Genomic DNA, 16,596 nt, shown 5'->3' with positions numbered 1-16,596 from the left:
GTCTTCCCTATTTATATTTTTTATCATGTATAATTTCAAACCTCTAGCCTCAGAAAGTTCTCCAAAATTTGTTCTCCTGCATTGCTGCTCTTTTCGGGGTGAAACTGTACTCCGTAAAAATTGTCTTTTTTTAGCGCCGATGCATATTCCACTCCATATTCTGTAGTGGCGATAGCTTCTTTGCAGAGCGGAACATAAAAACTGTGCACGAGGTAAATATACTCCTGTTCTCTTATTCCTTCAAAAATGGGAGTTTTTAGATTATAGATATGATTCCACCCAATTTGCGGCACTTTTACCTCTCCAGAGAACTTCTTGACAGGAGCATCAAAAATGCTTAATCCTGTAGTATTTCCTTCTTCAGAATGGCTGCACATCAACTGCATCCCGAGACAAATTCCAAGCACCGGCTGAGTAAGTTGAGGGATAAGCTTATCCAATCCCATGGCTTTCAATTTTCGCATTGCACTACTCGCTTCTCCCACACCGGGAAAAATAACTTTGTCAGCGGCACGAATCTCTTCAGCATCATTTGTAAGAATACCTTCATAACCGTGGCGTTGAAGAGCAAACTTAATACTCTGTATATTCCCCGCCCCATAATCAATTATTGCAATTTTCACTCTTTCTTATTTACTTGGTTTGAAATCTACAACATCCCTTTTGTGGAAGGTAAAATCATCTTTTCCAGATCTTGCTTTACCGCTACTTTTATGGCTTTGGCAAAGGCTTTAAAAATGGCTTCTATCTTGTGATGTTCATTGGTTCCTTCGGCTTTGATATTCAGGTTAGCTTTGGCTCCGTCTGTAAAAGATTTAAAAAAGTGGTAAAACATTTCCGTTGGCATTTCACCAATTTTTTCTCTCTTAAATTCTGCTTCCCAAACCAACCAGTTTCTTCCACCAAAATCTATTGCAACCTGCGCCAGGCAATCATCCATTGGCAAAGTGAAACCATAACGCTCAATACCCATCTTATTCCCTAGAGCCTTAGAGAAAACTTCTCCTAGTGCTATTGCAGTATCTTCAATAGTGTGGTGTTCATCTACTTCAAGATCTCCTTTTACACGAACTTCGAGGTCCATTTGTCCATGCCGCGCGATCTGGTCCAGCATGTGGTCGAAAAATTTGAGTCCGGTATCAATATCGGCTTTTCCCGTGCCATCAAGATTTAGGTTGATGTAAATATCAGTTTCATTGGTTTTGCGGCTAATTTCTGCAGAACGTTCTTTCAGCTTCAAAAATTCATAGATCTCTTTCCAGCTTTCTGTTTGAAGTGAAATTACATCTTCCAGCTCCTTCCTGTCGACTGAAACTTCCGTACTTCCAAGATCTTCATGGGTTTTGATGAAAATGCCTTTTGCGCCAAGATTTTTGGCAAGCTCAATATCTGTCAACCTATCGCCAATCACGAAAGAATTTTCCAGATCATAATCACCACTTTCCATATAGCGGGTAAGCAAACCTGTTCTTGGTTTTCTGGTTTCGGCGTTTTCTTCAGGAAAAGTTCGGTCTATGCAAATTTCAGAAAACGTTACTCCTTCATTTTCAAAAACCTTCAGTATAAAATTCTGAACGGGCCAAAAAGTATCTTCAGGAAAAGAATCTGTTCCCAATCCATCCTGATTAGTGACCATCACCAGCTCATAATCCAATTCATTTGCAATTCTTGCCAGGTATTGGAAACAATTAGGATAAAATTCCAGCTTATCTAAATGATCGAGCTGATAGTCTTCCGGTTCAAGTACAATGGTGCCGTCCCTGTCTATAAACAATACTTTTTTCATAGATTCTATTAGATTAATTTCTGAAGAAATTTTATTGATTTTGTTGGTTGACTGCTTCTACTTCCAGGTTTTTCAGAGCATTCAGTAATATCTCATTTTCCATTGCAGTTCCCACCGTAAAGCGTAAGCTGTTCTCACACAACGGTTGGGTGGTACGATTCCGGATGACGATTCCCTGTTCAAGTAATTGCTGATATCTCGTTGTCGCATCATCCACTTTTACCAGAATAAAATTGGCATCTGAAGGGTATACTTCTTCCACAAAAGATATTTTGCACAATTCCTCATCCAACAATTCCCGCTGACCTAAAAGGTGGGCAATTTCAGATTTTACAGCATCTACATCCTTCAACCGTTCTAAAGCTCTTTGTTGCGTTAGTTCGTTGATGTTGTATGGCGGTTTTATTTTATTCAGGATCTGGATAATTTCTTGGGAAGCATAACAAATTCCAAGGCGTATTCCTGCAAGTCCGTATGCTTTGGAAAGCGTTTGTGTGATAACCAGGTTTGGAAATTGTTCCAGTTTTTCCAGCCAGCTCTTTTCTTCGGAAAAATCTATGTACGCTTCATCAATGACTACAAGCCCATTAAACTTCTGAAGCAATTCAGTAACAGCAGTTTCAGAAAAGCTATTTCCCGTGGGATTATTGGGAGAACATAAAAATATTATTTTCGTTTTATCATCTACTTTTTCAAAGATCTGCGCTGCATCTGGCTGAAAATTAGAAGTCAGCAAAACTTCCCTTTCCTCCACATCATTTACATTGGCCAAAACTTTATACATCCCATAAGTTGGCGGTAACGTAATAATATTATCTTTTTTAGGTTCGCAGAAAGCGCGAAAAATAAGATCCAGCACTTCATCGCTTCCGTTTCCTAATAAGATTTGGGAAGGATTTACATTTTTTTGCTTCGCCAACTCCTGTTTCAATCTGTTCTGCTGCGGATCTGGATATCGATTCACGCCATTCTCAAACGGATTTTCATTGGCATCCAAAAACACCATTTTTCGATCCTCAGCCGTAAATTCATCGCGTGCCGAGGAATAAGGTTTCAGCCGGTTGACATTCTCCCGGATTAATGTATTTATATTGAAGCTTTTCTTCATCTTACTTAAGACTATTTAGGCGTAATGTTACTGCGTTCTTGTGAGCCTGTAATCCTTCGGCTTCTGCCATAAGTTCTATTGCTGAACCAATGTTTTTTATTCCTTCTTCAGAAATTCTTTGAAAAGTTACCGCTCTCATAAAACTATCCAAATTTACGCCGCTGTATTGCTTTGCATATCCATTGGTCGGTAAGGTATGGTTCGTCCCCGAAGCATAATCCCCAGCACTTTCGGGAGTGAAATTTCCAATAAAGACAGAACCTGCATTGATAATTCCGTTGATGAAAAAATCTTCTTTGTCAGCACAAATAATAAAATGCTCCGGCCCGTATTCATTGATCATTTCCAAAGCTTCCCGTTCATTGTCAACAAAGATCAACCTTGAATTTTCCATTGCCGCTTTTGCGATTTCATTTCTTGGCAGCTCAGGAAGCTGTTTATTGATCTCTTTTTCCACTTCATCAAGGAAACGTTTTGAAAGTGAAATTAAAATTACCTGACTGTCAATTCCATGCTCTGCCTGTGATAACAAATCTGATGCTACAAAAGCCGCATTTGCCGATTCATCTGCCACCACCAACAGTTCTGAAGGTCCTGCAGGCATATCTATAGCTACATTATATTTTGTAGCCAGCTGCTTGGCAACAGTCACAAATTGGTTTCCGGGACCAAAAATCTTATTTACTTTAGGAATGGTTTCAGTTCCAAAAGTAAGTGCAGCAATTGCCTGGATTCCTCCCACTTTGAAAATCTTTGAAACCCCGCAGAGATTTGCCGCATACAATATAGCCGGATTCAATTCTCCTTTTTTATTGGGCGGACTACATAAAACTATCTCTTCGCATCCTGCTATTTTTGCGGGAACAGCCAACATTAAAATGGTTGAGAACAATGGAGCAGTCCCTCCGGGAATGTAGAGTCCAACTTTTTGAATCGCCTTTTTCTCCTGCCAGCATTGTACTCCAGGTGTGGTCTCCACAGAAACTTTTTCGGTTCTCTGGGCCGCATGGAATCGCTCAATATTGTTCTTTGCGAGTTGAATTGCCTCTTTTAACTCTTCTGAAATATGAGCCTCTGCATTTCTTATTTCTTCAGCTGAAACAACTTCAGTCTCAAGGGAAATTCCGTCGAAGAGCTGCGTATATTTGGCAACTGCTTCATTCCCTTTATCTTTTACTTCACCAAAAATCTGATAAACAGTTTTCTCAACATCCTCTACACTTTTGGTAGGACGTTTTAAGATTTTCTCCCATTCATTTTTATCTGGATCTATTATTTTCCTCATCTGAAATCGTTTTAAAGTACCATTTTTTCAATAGAAGTCACTAAAATCCCTTCGGCACCGTTTCGTTTCAGCTCATCAATGACTTCCCAGAAACGCTCTTCTTCGATCACAGTGTGAATGGAACTCCAGCCTTCTTCAGCTAAAGGAAGAACTGTAGGACTCCTCATTCCCGGCAGTAATTCAATCACCTCCTCCACTTTATCATTTGGAATGTTCATTAGGATGTACTTCGAGTTTCTAGCCCTCAAAACAGATTTAATCCTGAATTGCAATTTTTGAAGAATTTCATTCCTTTCCTCATCAATCATTGGAGAAACTGCCAGCACTGCTTCACTTTTTAGCATCACTTCCACTTCTTTAAGATTGTTCTTAAAAAGTGTACTTCCACTGGAAACAATATCGCAAATCGCATCGGCCAGGCCAATATTTGGTGCAATCTCTACAGATCCATTAATTATATGAAGTTCTGCTGAAATGCCATTTTTGGATAGGAAGGAGTTAACGGTGTTGGGATAAGAAGTCGCGATCTTTTTTCCATCTAAATCTTTCAATCCGCTGTACTGCATAGACTTGGGTACAGCAAGGGAAACGCGACATTTTGAAAATCCAAGCTTTTCAGCAGTGATAATATCCTCTCCTTTTTCTATCAGCACGTTTTCTCCAATAATTGCGATATCTACCACTCCGTCGCGAAGATACTGTGGAATGTCACCATTTCGCAGATAAAAAATTTCTAACGGAAAATTTCTGGAAGTTGCCTTAAGCTGTTCTTTCCCATTGTCTATAGAGATTCCCGCATCTTTTAAAAGGTTCAGGGAATCATCATGTAACCTGCCAGATTTCTGTACTGCAATTCTAATTTTTTTCATTTTATTTTAAGTTTTGTTTCAGCAGATCACAACGGAAAATAAAAAACCCGTTTGAGCTGCTCAAACGGGTTTTCAAAATATGATTTATACACATATCAATCTCACCTCGCAAGAGCGAACAAATGAGAATGATGATGATGTACTTGTTGTGTTTTCATTATAGATGCGAATTTAAACAAAATATTTAAAAGTAAAATAATTTTTAATTGATTTTTAATTCAGCACCAAAATGAAATTAGTTGTTTCCTAGAATAAGTGGCATTCCTTCATCCCCGGAACCAATGACAACCACTTTTGCATTTGGAGATTTCGCCAGCTCAATCGTTGCCTGAATTCCTTTTTCACGCAACACCATATCCGTTAGGGAAGCATCCAAAATCTGGTTTGCACGCGCTTTTCCTTCGGCATCAATTCGCTGTCTTTCTGCTTCCTGCTCTGCTTTGGTAAGCCTGAATTCATATTCAAGAGACTCCTGTTCCTGCCTCAACTTTCTTTCAATCGCTTCTTTGATCGTGGGCGGCAAAGAAACGTCACGCACGAGAACTTCATTGATCTGTACATGCTGGTCTGCCAATAAAATTTCTGTCTCTTCAAAAATTTCTCTTTGAATTGTTTCTCTTTTACTGGCGTAAAGCTGTTCGGGTTGATATCTTCCAACCACAGCACGCGCGGCAGATCTTACTGCAGGCTGCAATACCCGCTGTATATATTCAACCCCTTTTTCTTTATGAAGCGCTCCCAGCTCATCATAAACGGGTTGAAACCATATAGAAGCATCTAATTTAATTTCCAAACCGTTTGAGGATAGAACCTGCATTTTTTCCTCCAGTGATTGCTGTCTAACTTCATAAACAAAAATCCTGTTCCAGGGCGCTACAAGGTGGAAACCTTCTCCCATAGGTGGTTCATCTGTAACAACTCCTCCCCCAAACCTTTCATACAAAACTCCTGCTTCACCAGAATCAATGGTAACCGTTGATTTGGAAATCAGGATGATCAAAACAATAACTAAAAATAAAATCGGAAGTCCGATTTTTGGTAAATTATTCATAAAATTTATTAAAAATGTTAATTATACATAACCGTAATATTTTCTAAGAAACCACTCCACACTTAAAGAAAAAATGATAATTCCTAGTAAATAATACCATTCAATCAAAGATACGGCCTTTTCCTCTCTTTTCTGCACGGGAGTATAATTATTATTCGAAATCAAATTGTTAACTATTTTTTTAGAATCTTTTAAGAGGTAAAGCCCCTGACCATGTTCTTCTGAAATTCGCAGCATGCTCTCCAGGTTCGCCCTGCTGAACTGCTGTTCCACTTCATATTGAACCACCTCAAACTGGCCTTGTTCTATAAAATCTTCACCCTCAACCCGAACATTAAAATCATATTCTGAAGCAGGAAGATCGCTCAGCACCACTTCGTACGTATTATCCTTTAGCAAAAACGGAAGGCTTCTGGTATCCTGTGTTTCCCAGTTGGTTATTCCTAAAAGCAGCTCCCCACGCGGATCAAATCGATAATTTCGATCGAAATATTCGGCTGAAATTACCACCGTTTCGTTTGCATAGTAAAAAGGTTCATGCGCAACATTTAGCCGATCCTTTTTTTGGCGCATTTCCAGGAACTGAATGAGTTTCCCAATGAATTCATCAAACTCTTCAAAAGTTCCATTCCCTACATACGAAGCAACTCGCCATTTCCAGATATTGGCACCAAACAATACTGCTCTTTTCACATTTTCCTGTTCAGTAATAGCAAGCAGCGGGGCTTCTGTATCAATTCCTTGGATGCGTTGGTATAGAATCGGAGTTGCCGGAACCGTAAGGAAACTCTCTCCAAAAGCACCTGTTAGAGGGGGGAGTTCAGAAAAACCTATATCCTCAATTTGGTAAATACCAAAATTTGAATTGATGCGCGGAAAATATTCCTCTGTTTGTCCGGTGATTTCCTTTTGGAAGAAACTTTGTAAACTATTAAGGACCCTGAAATTTGTTTCCGGACCGGTGATCATCCAGTAATTACTCTTCTTCTCTTCAATTTGTTCCAGAAGCAACCTGGAATTTTCATCGGGCTGATAAAGTAAGATCAACTGGTATTCATCAAGATCTACCGGTTTTTCACCAATCAGTACGATTTCCACCTTACGCTGCTGGTTAGATTCTATAGACCTTTTTATCGCCCCAAGATCTGGATGAAGAATGCTTGTTGCCAAAAGAACTGTAGTGCGTTCACCTAGTATTTCAACGGCAAAATTTTTCTGATTGTTGAGTGTATCCTGCTCCCCCTCCACGGGCAAAACAGTAGCTTTATAGGTGAAAATTCCTTTTCTGGAAGCCGGTAAAGTAGTGGTTATCACCTGAGAACTGGCTTCGCCATCCACTACAATTTCTTCAGAAAAAACTACAGAATTACCCGAAGTTATTTGCAGTCTCGTTTCTACCTTTTCATCTCCTGCATAATTCACAAAGATCTCCACCGGAAATTCATTGTTGATATAAGCATATTTGTTGACATTTACCCGATTCAGCGCAAGATCCTGAAGCGCAGTAGTATCCCCCACCACCACCGGAAAGATCGCACTGGAATAATTGGCTGCCGCATAAGCGAAATCCTCACCATACGTCTGATTTCCGTCTGTGATCAAAATCACAGGCGCATTTTTATCTCTGTAAACTCTGTTTAGGGAGCTTAAAGCTTCATGTATATTTGTTTGTTTATCAGAAAAATCAAAACTGTCCTTCTGCTGCAGTTGATCTCCAAAAATGTAATTTTTCACCTCAAATCTTTCCCGAATTTCCGGGTCTTGTTGTAGTGACTGCACAAAACTTCTTACTACTTGCGAAGCACCTAAATTTTGTATGGAACCAGAATTATCTACCGCCAAAATGAGCGCCGGTTTGTCAATAAAATAGTCGCTTTTAACTATTTTCGGATTTATTAGCAATAAAAAAAGACAGAAATAGCTAATGAACCTCAAAAAGGTGAAAAGCAAAGAGAATTTTTGGGAGAAACGGGATTTGTAAAAGTACTGAAACGCAGCCAGGCCAAGAGAAACGACCAGAGCAAGCAAAATAAGTAGAACTGAATTGGACAGCATTAAACCTATGAATTAGGAGTCCTCAAGATAGGAGTAATTCTTCACTTTTAAGATTTCCTGAAGAATAAGATTTTCCGCCGCTGCAGCAACTGCAGGGCGGAAAATGTCAATTTAAGTTAGCATTCCTCCATCAACGTGAAGTACCTGCCCAGTAACATATGCACTAAGGTCGCTTCCAAAGAAGACGCATGCATTGGCAATATCTTCAGGCGTTCCTCCTCTTTTCAATGGAATTGCCTCTCTCCATCCTTCTACAACTTTTTCATCCAGTTTTCCGGTCATTTGAGTTTCAATAAATCCGGGAGCAATTACGTTCGTCCTGATGTTTCTGGAACCCAACTCAAGCGCCATAGATTTTGAGAAACCAATCATTCCCGCTTTAGATGCAGCGTAATTCGCCTGTCCTGCATTTCCTTTTACCCCTACCACACTACTCATATTGATGATACTTCCGCGGCGTTGCTTCAGCATAGTACGCTGTACGGCTTTGGTCATATTGAAAATTGACTTCAGGTTTACTTCAATTACTTTATCAAAATCTTCTTCGCTCATTCTCATTAGCAGGTTATCTTTCGTAATCCCGGCGTTGTTTACAAGAATGTCTATGCTTCCGAAGTCTTCCTGCACATTCTTTACCAGTTCCTGCGCTTCTTCAAAGTTCGCAGCATTAGATTTGTAGCCTTTTGCCTTGATCCCCAAATCTTGAAGTTCCTTTTCTAACTCATTGGCGGCTTCTACAGAAGAACTGTAGGTAAAAGCCACATTTGCTCCGTGTTTAGCGTAAACCTCAGCTATACCTTTTCCAATACCTCTACTCGCACCGGTAATTATTGCATTCTTTCCTTCTAAAAGTTTCATATGTACAATTGATTGTCTGTTATAAATTTTGCTCTGTAATACTTTCAAATATAATAAAACCTGAATGGCTGCTATTAAAAAAACCTCCTGAAGTTCCTGAATTGAAATTCAGAAAAAACAGAAGGTTTTTAAATAATATTCAGTAAATGGATTATCCCATTACTTCTTTTACTTTTTTACCAATCTCGGCCGGAGAATCTACCACGTGAATACCATTTTCTTTCAAAATGGCTTTTTTCGCCTGGGCTGTATCTTCACTACCACCAACGATAGCACCCGCGTGACCCATAGTACGACCTGCAGGAGCAGTTTCACCTGCAATAAATCCTACAACAGGCTTTTTATTTCCGTTTTCCTTTACCCAGCGGGCAGCATCGGCTTCCAACTGACCCCCAATTTCACCAATCATGACGATACATTCAGTTTCGTCATCGTTCATTAACAATTCCACGGCTTCTTTGGTTGTAGTACCGATAATTGGATCTCCACCAATTCCAATAGCGGTGGTAATTCCAAGACCTTGTTTTACAACCTGGTCTGCAGCTTCATAAGTAAGTGTTCCAGATTTAGAAACGATCCCTACTTTACCCTTTTTGAATACGAAGCCCGGCATAATTCCAACTTTAGCTTCTCCCGGAGTGATCACCCCAGGACAGTTAGGACCAATGAGTCGACAGCTTTTATCTTTTATGTAATCTGCAGCCTTGATCATATCGGCAACAGGAATTCCTTCCGTAATAGTAATAATCACTTTAATACCGGCATTGGCAGCTTCCATAATGGCATCTGCAGCGAACGCGGGAGGAACAAAAATAATAGATACATCGGCTCCGGTTTCTTTTACAGCATCTTCCACCGTATTAAAAACAGGCTTATCAAGGTGCTTTTGCCCACCTTTTCCGGGAGTAACACCACCAACTACATTGGTGCCATACTCGATCATTTGTTCAGCGTGAAAAGTACCTTCGCTTCCGGTAAATCCTTGTACAATTATTTTTGAATCTTTATTAACTAAAACACTCATAGTTTCTTTTTGGTTTTTGCGTTGCTAAATTAGGTTATTCTGAATAAACCCAAAAACGTTTTTAAATATTACTTCTTAGAAAGGAGCTGAGATTTTCGGGGCTGTCATCAGCCTGCTGACTTATTTGATAACCCTTGTGCATTTTGCCTTCTTTAAACTCCCAAATACATATAAAATGGGCCATTGGCAGTTCCTCATCGGGATTCTCCTTCGTCTCTACATAATAGGTAAACCGAATGGTAACTGTATCATCTTCTTTTAAAAGATGACTCACCTCTGCCCGAAGAGAATTAAAAGACCTGGAAAGTTCTACAGACAGCTTTTTGATCTCCTCAAAGTTCAACTTGTTGAATCCACCAGAGCTATTCCAGAAAAGGGTAGCTTCTGGATGAAGATACTGTGATAGAGTATCTACATCCTGGAAAAAATCTGTGGTGTAAAATTTTTCGACGCATTGTTTGGGTTCTAAGCTCATATTAACCTTTTAATTTTTCCATCAATTTAGGCAATTGTCTTAAGAGTGCCAATTCCTTTAATTTTGCTCGCGATTCCATCGCAGGATTCCCGGTGTATATCTTATTTTCTTGGGTAGATTTTGTAATTCCTGCCTGCCCCATCATGACGCCACCTTTACGCACCACAATTCCACTGCGCATTCCAACCTGCCCCCATACAGTTACATCGTCTTCAATCACCACTGCTCCTGCAATTCCTGTTTGGGAAGCGATCAAACAATTCTCTCCAATTACCGTATCGTGGCCAATCTGGATCAAATTGTCCAGCTTTGTACCTTTTCCAATAGTAGTATCGCCGGTTACCCCTTTATCTATGGTACAATTAGCTCCAATATCTACATTGTCTTTTATAACCACCCTTCCTCCGGAAATCAACTTATCATAACCGGTAGGCCGTTTCTTGTAGTAAAAAGCATCTCCACCAATCACAGTACCGGCATGAATAGTTACATTATTCCCAATCACCGTATTGTCATACAGACTAACATTTGAATGAATCACACAATCATCACCAATTTTGACATTGTTGCCAACAAAAGCATTTGGCTGAATGATCGTATTGGCTCCAATTTCTGCGGAAGCGGACTGGGAAATTTCAGCTTTTTTAAAAGGCCTGAAATATTTCGTTAGTTTATTAAAATCTCTGAAAGGATCATCAGAAACAAGCAAAGCCTTCCCTTCAGGGCACTCTACTTCTTTATTGATCAAAATAACAGTAGCAGCAGAATTTAAAGCTTTGTCGTAGTACTTCGGGTGATCAACAAAAACAATATCTCCCGGCGTCACCACATGGATTTCGTTCATTCCGGCCACCGGAAAGTCTGGATCTCCAATAAATTCCGCAGAAATTATTGTAGCGATCTGCTGGAGTGTATGTTTTTGAGTAAACTTCATGTTCTACTGTTACTATAAGAATGCATAAAACAAAGGAAAATTACTTACTCAAAAAGGGCATTATTTATACCTTTTTTGAATCTTCAGCTTCCGCTTTCAATTCTTCAATCTTATTCTTTAATCCTTTCTTTGTAGGTTCCTTTATCAGTTTCGATCTTGATCTTATCGCCTTCATTAATAAATAACGGAACATTCACTTCTGCCCCCGTCTCAACCGTTGCCGGTTTGGTCGCATTTGTGGCAGTATTCCCCTTTACACCTGGTTCTGTATGGGTAACTTCCAATATAACACTAGCAGGCATATCTACAGAAAGTGGCATATTGTCTTCGGTGTTGACCAAAACGGTCACCACTTCACCTTCTTTCAAAAGATTTGGTGCATCAAGTGCATTTTCGGTCAACCTGATTTGCGTATAATCCTCAGTATTCATGAAATGGTAAAATTCGCCATCGCTGTACAAAAACTGAAATTTATGAGTTTCTACTCGAACGTCATCTATCTTGTGACCTGCAGAAAAGGTGTTATCAATTACTTTTCCTGTGGTAACACTTTTGAGTTTAGTTCGAACAAAAGCAGGTCCTTTTCCCGGTTTTACGTGTAAAAACTCAATAACTTTAAAGATGTCATGGTTATATCGAATGCATAAACCATTTCTAATATCACTTGTACTTGCCATTTTCTGAATTAATTAATTTGTGCTAAAATATCCTTTCATGATTCCACGCTGGGAATTCTTGATAAATTCTAAAATATCGTCTCTTTCTGGCGTTGCTTCCATTTCAGCTTCAATGATCGTGACCGCCTGTGAGTTGTTATAATTTTTCTGGTATAAAATGCGGTAAATATCCTGAATTTCCCTGATTTTATCTGTAGAAAATCCTCTTCTTCTAAGTCCTATAGAGTTCACTCCCACATACGAAAGTGGTTCCCTCCCGGCCTTTACAAACGGAGGCACATCTTTTCTTACCAAAGAACCACCAGTAACGAAGGCATGGTTTCCTATACTGCAGAATTGCTGTACTGCTGCCATTCCAGCAAGCACCACATAGTCTCCAACATTGATATGTCCCGCGAGGGTGCTGTTATTTGAAAAAATACAGTTATCACCTACCACACAATCGTGTGCTATGTGACAATAGGCCATAATCCAGCAGTTTGCACCAATTTTCGTCTTCATCCTGTCGGATGTTCCACGGTTGATGGTCACACACTCGCGAATGGTTGTATTGTCTCCTATTTCGGTAGTAGTATCTTCGTCATTGAATTTTTTATCCTGCGGAATCGCAGAAATTACAGCGCCCGGAAAAATATTACAATTCTTTCCGATTCTTGCCCCTTCCATGATCGTTACATTCGACCCAATCCAGGTTCCTTCACCAATTACTACATTGTTGTGAATTGTGGTAAAAGGTTCTATTACCACATTTTTCGCAATCTTTGCCCCTGGATGTACGTATGCTAAGGGTTGATTCATTCTTCTTATTTTTGTTTTACTATTTGTGCCATTAAAATGGCTTCTGTGGCAAGTTTTCCATTTGCATAGGCGTAGGCCTGCATCTGGCAAATTCCACGTCTTATTGGAGCAAGGAGCTCTAATTTAAATATTAATGTATCTCCCGGAACTACCTGTTGTTTAAACTTCACATTATCAATTTTCATGAAAAAAGTAAGGTAATTCTCAGGGTCGGGAACAGATTTTAATGCAAGAATGCCTCCAGTCTGCGCCATAGCCTCTACCTGCAATACTCCGGGCATCACAGGTTTCCCAGGGAAATGTCCCACAAAGAAAGGTTCGTTCATAGTGACATTTTTGACACCTACGACAGTCGTATCTGTCAACTCCACAATTTTATCTACCAAAAGAAACGGAGAACGATGCGGAAGGATTTCCATGATTTGATTCACATCCATTAAAGGAGGTTGATCCAAATCATACTTCGGAACATTATTACGCTTTTCGACTTTAATTATTTTTGCTAGTTTTTTAGCAAAATCGGTGTTGATTTTATGCCCTGGCTTATTTGCAATTACCTTCCCTCTAATTCTTGTACCCACTAAGGCCAGATCGCCAATAACATCCAGCAATTTATGACGCGCCGCCTCATTGGGATAATGCAGGGTAAGATTGTCAAGAATTCCATTTGGCTTAACCGAGATAGAGTCTTTCTTAAAAGCAGCCCTTAGTTTCTCCATAGTTTCAGGACTAATCTCTTTGTCTACATAAACAATAGCATTTTGAAGATCACCGCCTTTAATAAGTCCATGATCAAGTAACATCTCCAGCTCATGTAAAAAGCTGAAGGTACGAGCATCTGCTATTTCTTCCTTGAACTGTGAAATCTTACTTATTGAAGCATTTTGGGTGCCAAGAACAGCAGTTTCAAAGTCAACCATGGTAGTTACCTGATACTCATCTGCAGGAAGAACTACGAGTTCGCTTCCGGTTTCTTCATCTTTGAAGCAAATTACTTCATTCACCACAAATTCTTCTCTTTCCGCTTCCTGCTCTTGGATACCGGCATTCTCCAGGGCTTCTATGAAAAATTTAGAAGATCCATCCATGATAGGTGGTTCAGAAGCATCAAGTTCAATATATAAATTATCTATTTCCAACCCTACGCACGCTGCAAGAACGTGTTCTGAAGTTTGAATGGTCACTCCTTCTTTTTGAAGATTGGTCCCTCTTTGAGTACTAACTACGTAACTTACGTCTGCCTCAACAACAGGTTCACCTTCGATATCCTTGCGCACAAAACAGTATCCGCTGTTTTCGGGTGCGGGTTTAAAAGTAAGGTTTACTTCCTGCCCCGTGTGCAGCCCCACTCCTTTTAAAGAAATCTCTTTCTTAATGGTTTGCTGTTTAGCCATTATCCGTGGATTTTTTTTCTAACTTATTTAATCTGTCTACTATTTTTGGAAAATTCTTGAAATGAACATAGGACTTGTTATAGTCTCCATACCCAAATGCCGGTGAACCCTGTATCATTTCCCCATCTTTCAGGTTCCTTCCAACGCCAGATTGCGCCTGCACTTTCACTCCATCACCAATTGTAAGATGCCCTACAATACCAACCTGCCCACCAATGATGCAATTCTTTCCAATCCTGGTAGAGCCCGCAATTCCTGTTTGTGCAGCAATAGCAGTATTTTCACCAATTTCAACATTATGAGCTACCTGAATTTGATTATCCAGCTTCACCCCTTTTCGTATAATGGTAGATCCCAGAGTGGCTCTGTCTATTGTAGTACCGGCACCAACATCTACATTATCTTCAATGATTACGTTTCCAATTTGAGGCACTTTACTATAAACTCCTTCAGGATTGGGAGTAAAACCGAATCCGTCGGCTCCTACTACGGCACCTCCATGAATTACGCAGTTATTCCCAATCACCGTTTCAGAATATATTTTCGCTCCGGCAAATATGATAACATTGTCACCAATTACCACATTATCTCCCAGATATGCGTTTGGATAAATCTTGACGTTGTCTCCCACTACCACATTTGACCCCATATAAGAGAAGGCTCCAAAATACAGGTTTTCGCCATATTTAGCTGAATCGGAAATATAATTGGGTTCTTCTATACCTGCTTTATTCAATTTTACCTGGTTGTAATATTCCAGGAGCTTGGAAAAGGCAGTATAGGCGTCCTTTACTTGTATCAAGGTTGTGGATATTGCTTCTTCTGCCTTAAAATCTTCATTAACAATAGTTATAGAAGCTTTGGTGGAATATATATAGGAAGTGTATTTCGGGTTTGCCAAAAAGGTTATAGCACCTTCGCTCCCTTCTTCTATTTTTGATAATTTATAGACTTCAACATCAGGATTACCCTGAATATCACCTTCTAAAATATCTGCTATTTGTGATGCTGTGAACTTCATTCTGGCAAAAGTAAAAAAAATGTGTCAATCTTGCGGTTTAGGATAGCATATATAATATTTGGTAACGGGTTTTGACAGGGCTTTGAGATTGAAATGATCTGAAGCTTTTAAAACATCTGTCACCTTTCCGGTTTTATATAGAATAAGGATTTTTTCTTCTTCCTTCTTATATGCCAGATTCGATATTTCTCCACTAAACACAAAATATTCAGCCTCTTCTGAAGAAATGCCGTAACGCTGCTGCAATTTTTCGAGATGCCTTTGAAGTTTTTCAGGTTTTATTTCTTTCTTTTTCAATTTCACTTTCAAAAGATCCCTGTTGATGATCATTTCACACAAATTCCGAAGCACAAAATCATCTACATTCATCCACTCTTTCATTGCAGAAATAATATCATAATCATCCAGCTTAGAAAAAGTTTCAAGCACCTCATGGTCAAAATCCTCCTCTGTAATCCTCTTTTTGAGAAAGTAAGAAAGTGCGGCACCGGCATAGAGTTCATGACCTTCTTCCACGAGTTCCTTGGCACGCTTTAATACCCGAATAAGCAATTGCTCTGCAACAACACCGGTTTTATGAAGGTAAACCTGCCAATACATTAAGCGCCGCGCCAACAGAAATTTTTCGACAGAATAAATTCCTTTTTCTTCTACCATTAATTCGTCATTCACCACGGTTAACATGCTAATTAATCGCTCACTATTAATGTTACCTTCGGCTACACCTGTATAAAAACTGTCTCTTTTGAGGTAATCCAGGCGGTCCATATCTAACTGGCTAGAGATTAGCTGACATAAAAATTTCCGCTCATATTTACCATTGAAGATTTCCAGAGCAAGATTCAGTTGGCCATCAAAATCTTTGTTCATTTCCTGCATAAAAAGGAAAGAAATTCTTTCATGACTTACATCTTCTACAATACTGTGTTCCATGGCATGAGAAAATGGTCCGTGCCCTATATCATGTAGTAAAATAGCTATTTGTAATGCTTCCTCTTCTTCGGCAGAAATCTCCACTCCTTTCAATTTCAATACACGTATGGCTTTCTGCATGAGGTGCAAACATCCAAGCGCATGATGAAACCTTGTATGGTGCGCACCCGGATATACAAGATACGAAAGCCCCATTTGAGAAATGCGGCGTAATCTTTGGAAGTATTTATGTTCTACGATTTCATACAGCAATTCATTTGGAATGGTAATAAATCCGTAAATTGGGTCGTTTAAAATCTTGAGTTTGTTTCCTGAAATCAAGCTGAAA

General features: G+C 39.5%; 16 protein-coding genes. All 16 read right to left on the bottom strand.

The features are described 5' to 3' along the window. Positions 1 to 35: 35 nt before the first annotated feature. Positions 36 to 623 (bottom strand): imidazole glycerol phosphate synthase subunit HisH, encoded by a 588-nt coding sequence (gene hisH / locus ACOV1Q_RS05855; protein WP_424493458.1) that lies wholly within the window; start codon positions 621 to 623, stop codon positions 36 to 38. A gap of 26 nt (positions 624 to 649) precedes the next feature. Further along, entirely contained in the window at positions 650 to 1,786 is a 1,137-nt protein-coding gene (hisB, locus tag ACOV1Q_RS05850) for a bifunctional histidinol-phosphatase/imidazoleglycerol-phosphate dehydratase HisB (RefSeq protein WP_424493457.1), read from the bottom strand. A 31-nt stretch (positions 1,787 to 1,817) separates the two neighbouring features. After that, positions 1,818 to 2,894: a histidinol-phosphate transaminase gene (gene hisC / locus ACOV1Q_RS05845; RefSeq protein ID WP_424493456.1), complete on the bottom strand. Its 1,077-nt coding sequence runs from the start codon at positions 2,892 to 2,894 to the stop codon at positions 1,818 to 1,820. A 1-nt stretch (position 2,895) separates the two neighbouring features. Then, positions 2,896 to 4,179: a histidinol dehydrogenase gene (gene hisD, locus ACOV1Q_RS05840; RefSeq protein WP_424493455.1), complete on the bottom strand. Its 1,284-nt coding sequence runs from the start codon at positions 4,177 to 4,179 to the stop codon at positions 2,896 to 2,898. Positions 4,180 to 4,190: 11 nt separating this feature from the next. After that, positions 4,191 to 5,048 carry an ATP phosphoribosyltransferase gene (hisG, locus tag ACOV1Q_RS05835; RefSeq protein ID WP_424493454.1) on the bottom strand — a complete coding sequence of 286 codons (858 nt, stop codon included), beginning with the start codon at positions 5,046 to 5,048 and terminating at the stop codon, positions 4,191 to 4,193. A 235-nt stretch (positions 5,049 to 5,283) separates the two neighbouring features. After that, complete coding sequence (locus ACOV1Q_RS05830) at positions 5,284 to 6,099, bottom strand: prohibitin family protein (protein ID WP_424493453.1); 816 nt, start codon at positions 6,097 to 6,099, stop codon at positions 5,284 to 5,286. A 21-nt stretch (positions 6,100 to 6,120) separates the two neighbouring features. Continuing rightward, positions 6,121 to 8,154, bottom strand: a complete 2,034-nt coding sequence (locus ACOV1Q_RS05825) for a VWA domain-containing protein (RefSeq protein WP_424493452.1) — start codon at positions 8,152 to 8,154, stop codon at positions 6,121 to 6,123. Between the two features lie 111 nt (positions 8,155 to 8,265). Further along, positions 8,266 to 9,012, bottom strand: a complete 747-nt coding sequence (gene fabG / locus ACOV1Q_RS05820; protein WP_424493451.1) for a 3-oxoacyl-[acyl-carrier-protein] reductase — start codon at positions 9,010 to 9,012, stop codon at positions 8,266 to 8,268. 151 nt (positions 9,013 to 9,163) lie between these two features. Continuing rightward, positions 9,164 to 10,036, bottom strand: coding sequence for a succinate--CoA ligase subunit alpha (gene sucD, locus ACOV1Q_RS05815; protein WP_424493450.1), 873 nt, complete (start codon positions 10,034 to 10,036; stop codon positions 9,164 to 9,166). A gap of 61 nt (positions 10,037 to 10,097) precedes the next feature. Continuing rightward, complete coding sequence (locus tag ACOV1Q_RS05810) at positions 10,098 to 10,511, bottom strand: nuclear transport factor 2 family protein (RefSeq protein WP_424493448.1); 414 nt, start codon at positions 10,509 to 10,511, stop codon at positions 10,098 to 10,100. A 1-nt stretch (position 10,512) separates the two neighbouring features. Beyond that, positions 10,513 to 11,445: a UDP-3-O-(3-hydroxymyristoyl)glucosamine N-acyltransferase gene (locus ACOV1Q_RS05805; RefSeq protein ID WP_424493447.1), complete on the bottom strand. Its 933-nt coding sequence runs from the start codon at positions 11,443 to 11,445 to the stop codon at positions 10,513 to 10,515. A gap of 110 nt (positions 11,446 to 11,555) precedes the next feature. Next, positions 11,556 to 12,122 carry an elongation factor P gene (efp, locus tag ACOV1Q_RS05800; protein ID WP_424493446.1) on the bottom strand — a complete coding sequence of 189 codons (567 nt, stop codon included), beginning with the start codon at positions 12,120 to 12,122 and terminating at the stop codon, positions 11,556 to 11,558. Between the two features lie 12 nt (positions 12,123 to 12,134). After that, the gene (lpxA, locus tag ACOV1Q_RS05795; RefSeq protein ID WP_424493445.1) at positions 12,135 to 12,920 is read right to left on the bottom strand and encodes an acyl-ACP--UDP-N-acetylglucosamine O-acyltransferase; all 786 of its coding nucleotides are present in this window, start codon (positions 12,918 to 12,920) and stop codon (positions 12,135 to 12,137) included. Positions 12,921 to 12,925: 5 nt separating this feature from the next. Then, positions 12,926 to 14,314 carry a bifunctional UDP-3-O-[3-hydroxymyristoyl] N-acetylglucosamine deacetylase/3-hydroxyacyl-ACP dehydratase gene (locus tag ACOV1Q_RS05790; protein WP_424493444.1) on the bottom strand — a complete coding sequence of 463 codons (1,389 nt, stop codon included), beginning with the start codon at positions 14,312 to 14,314 and terminating at the stop codon, positions 12,926 to 12,928. Next, positions 14,307 to 15,335 (bottom strand): UDP-3-O-(3-hydroxymyristoyl)glucosamine N-acyltransferase, encoded by a 1,029-nt coding sequence (lpxD, locus tag ACOV1Q_RS05785; protein ID WP_424493443.1) that lies wholly within the window; start codon positions 15,333 to 15,335, stop codon positions 14,307 to 14,309. The genes ACOV1Q_RS05790 and lpxD overlap by 8 nt, the downstream gene beginning before the upstream one ends. A 24-nt stretch (positions 15,336 to 15,359) precedes the next feature. Next, the gene (locus tag ACOV1Q_RS05780) at positions 15,360 to 16,589 is read right to left on the bottom strand and encodes an HD domain-containing protein (RefSeq protein ID WP_424493442.1); all 1,230 of its coding nucleotides are present in this window, start codon (positions 16,587 to 16,589) and stop codon (positions 15,360 to 15,362) included. Positions 16,590 to 16,596: the final 7 nt, after the last annotated feature.

It is taken from the genome of Salinimicrobium maris (genome assembly GCF_049680855.1).
In the GTDB taxonomy this organism is placed as follows: Bacteria; Bacteroidota; Bacteroidia; order Flavobacteriales; family Flavobacteriaceae; genus Salinimicrobium.
The sequence above is the reverse complement of the archived record's forward strand: the minus strand, read 5'-3'. Positions and strand labels throughout refer to the sequence as shown.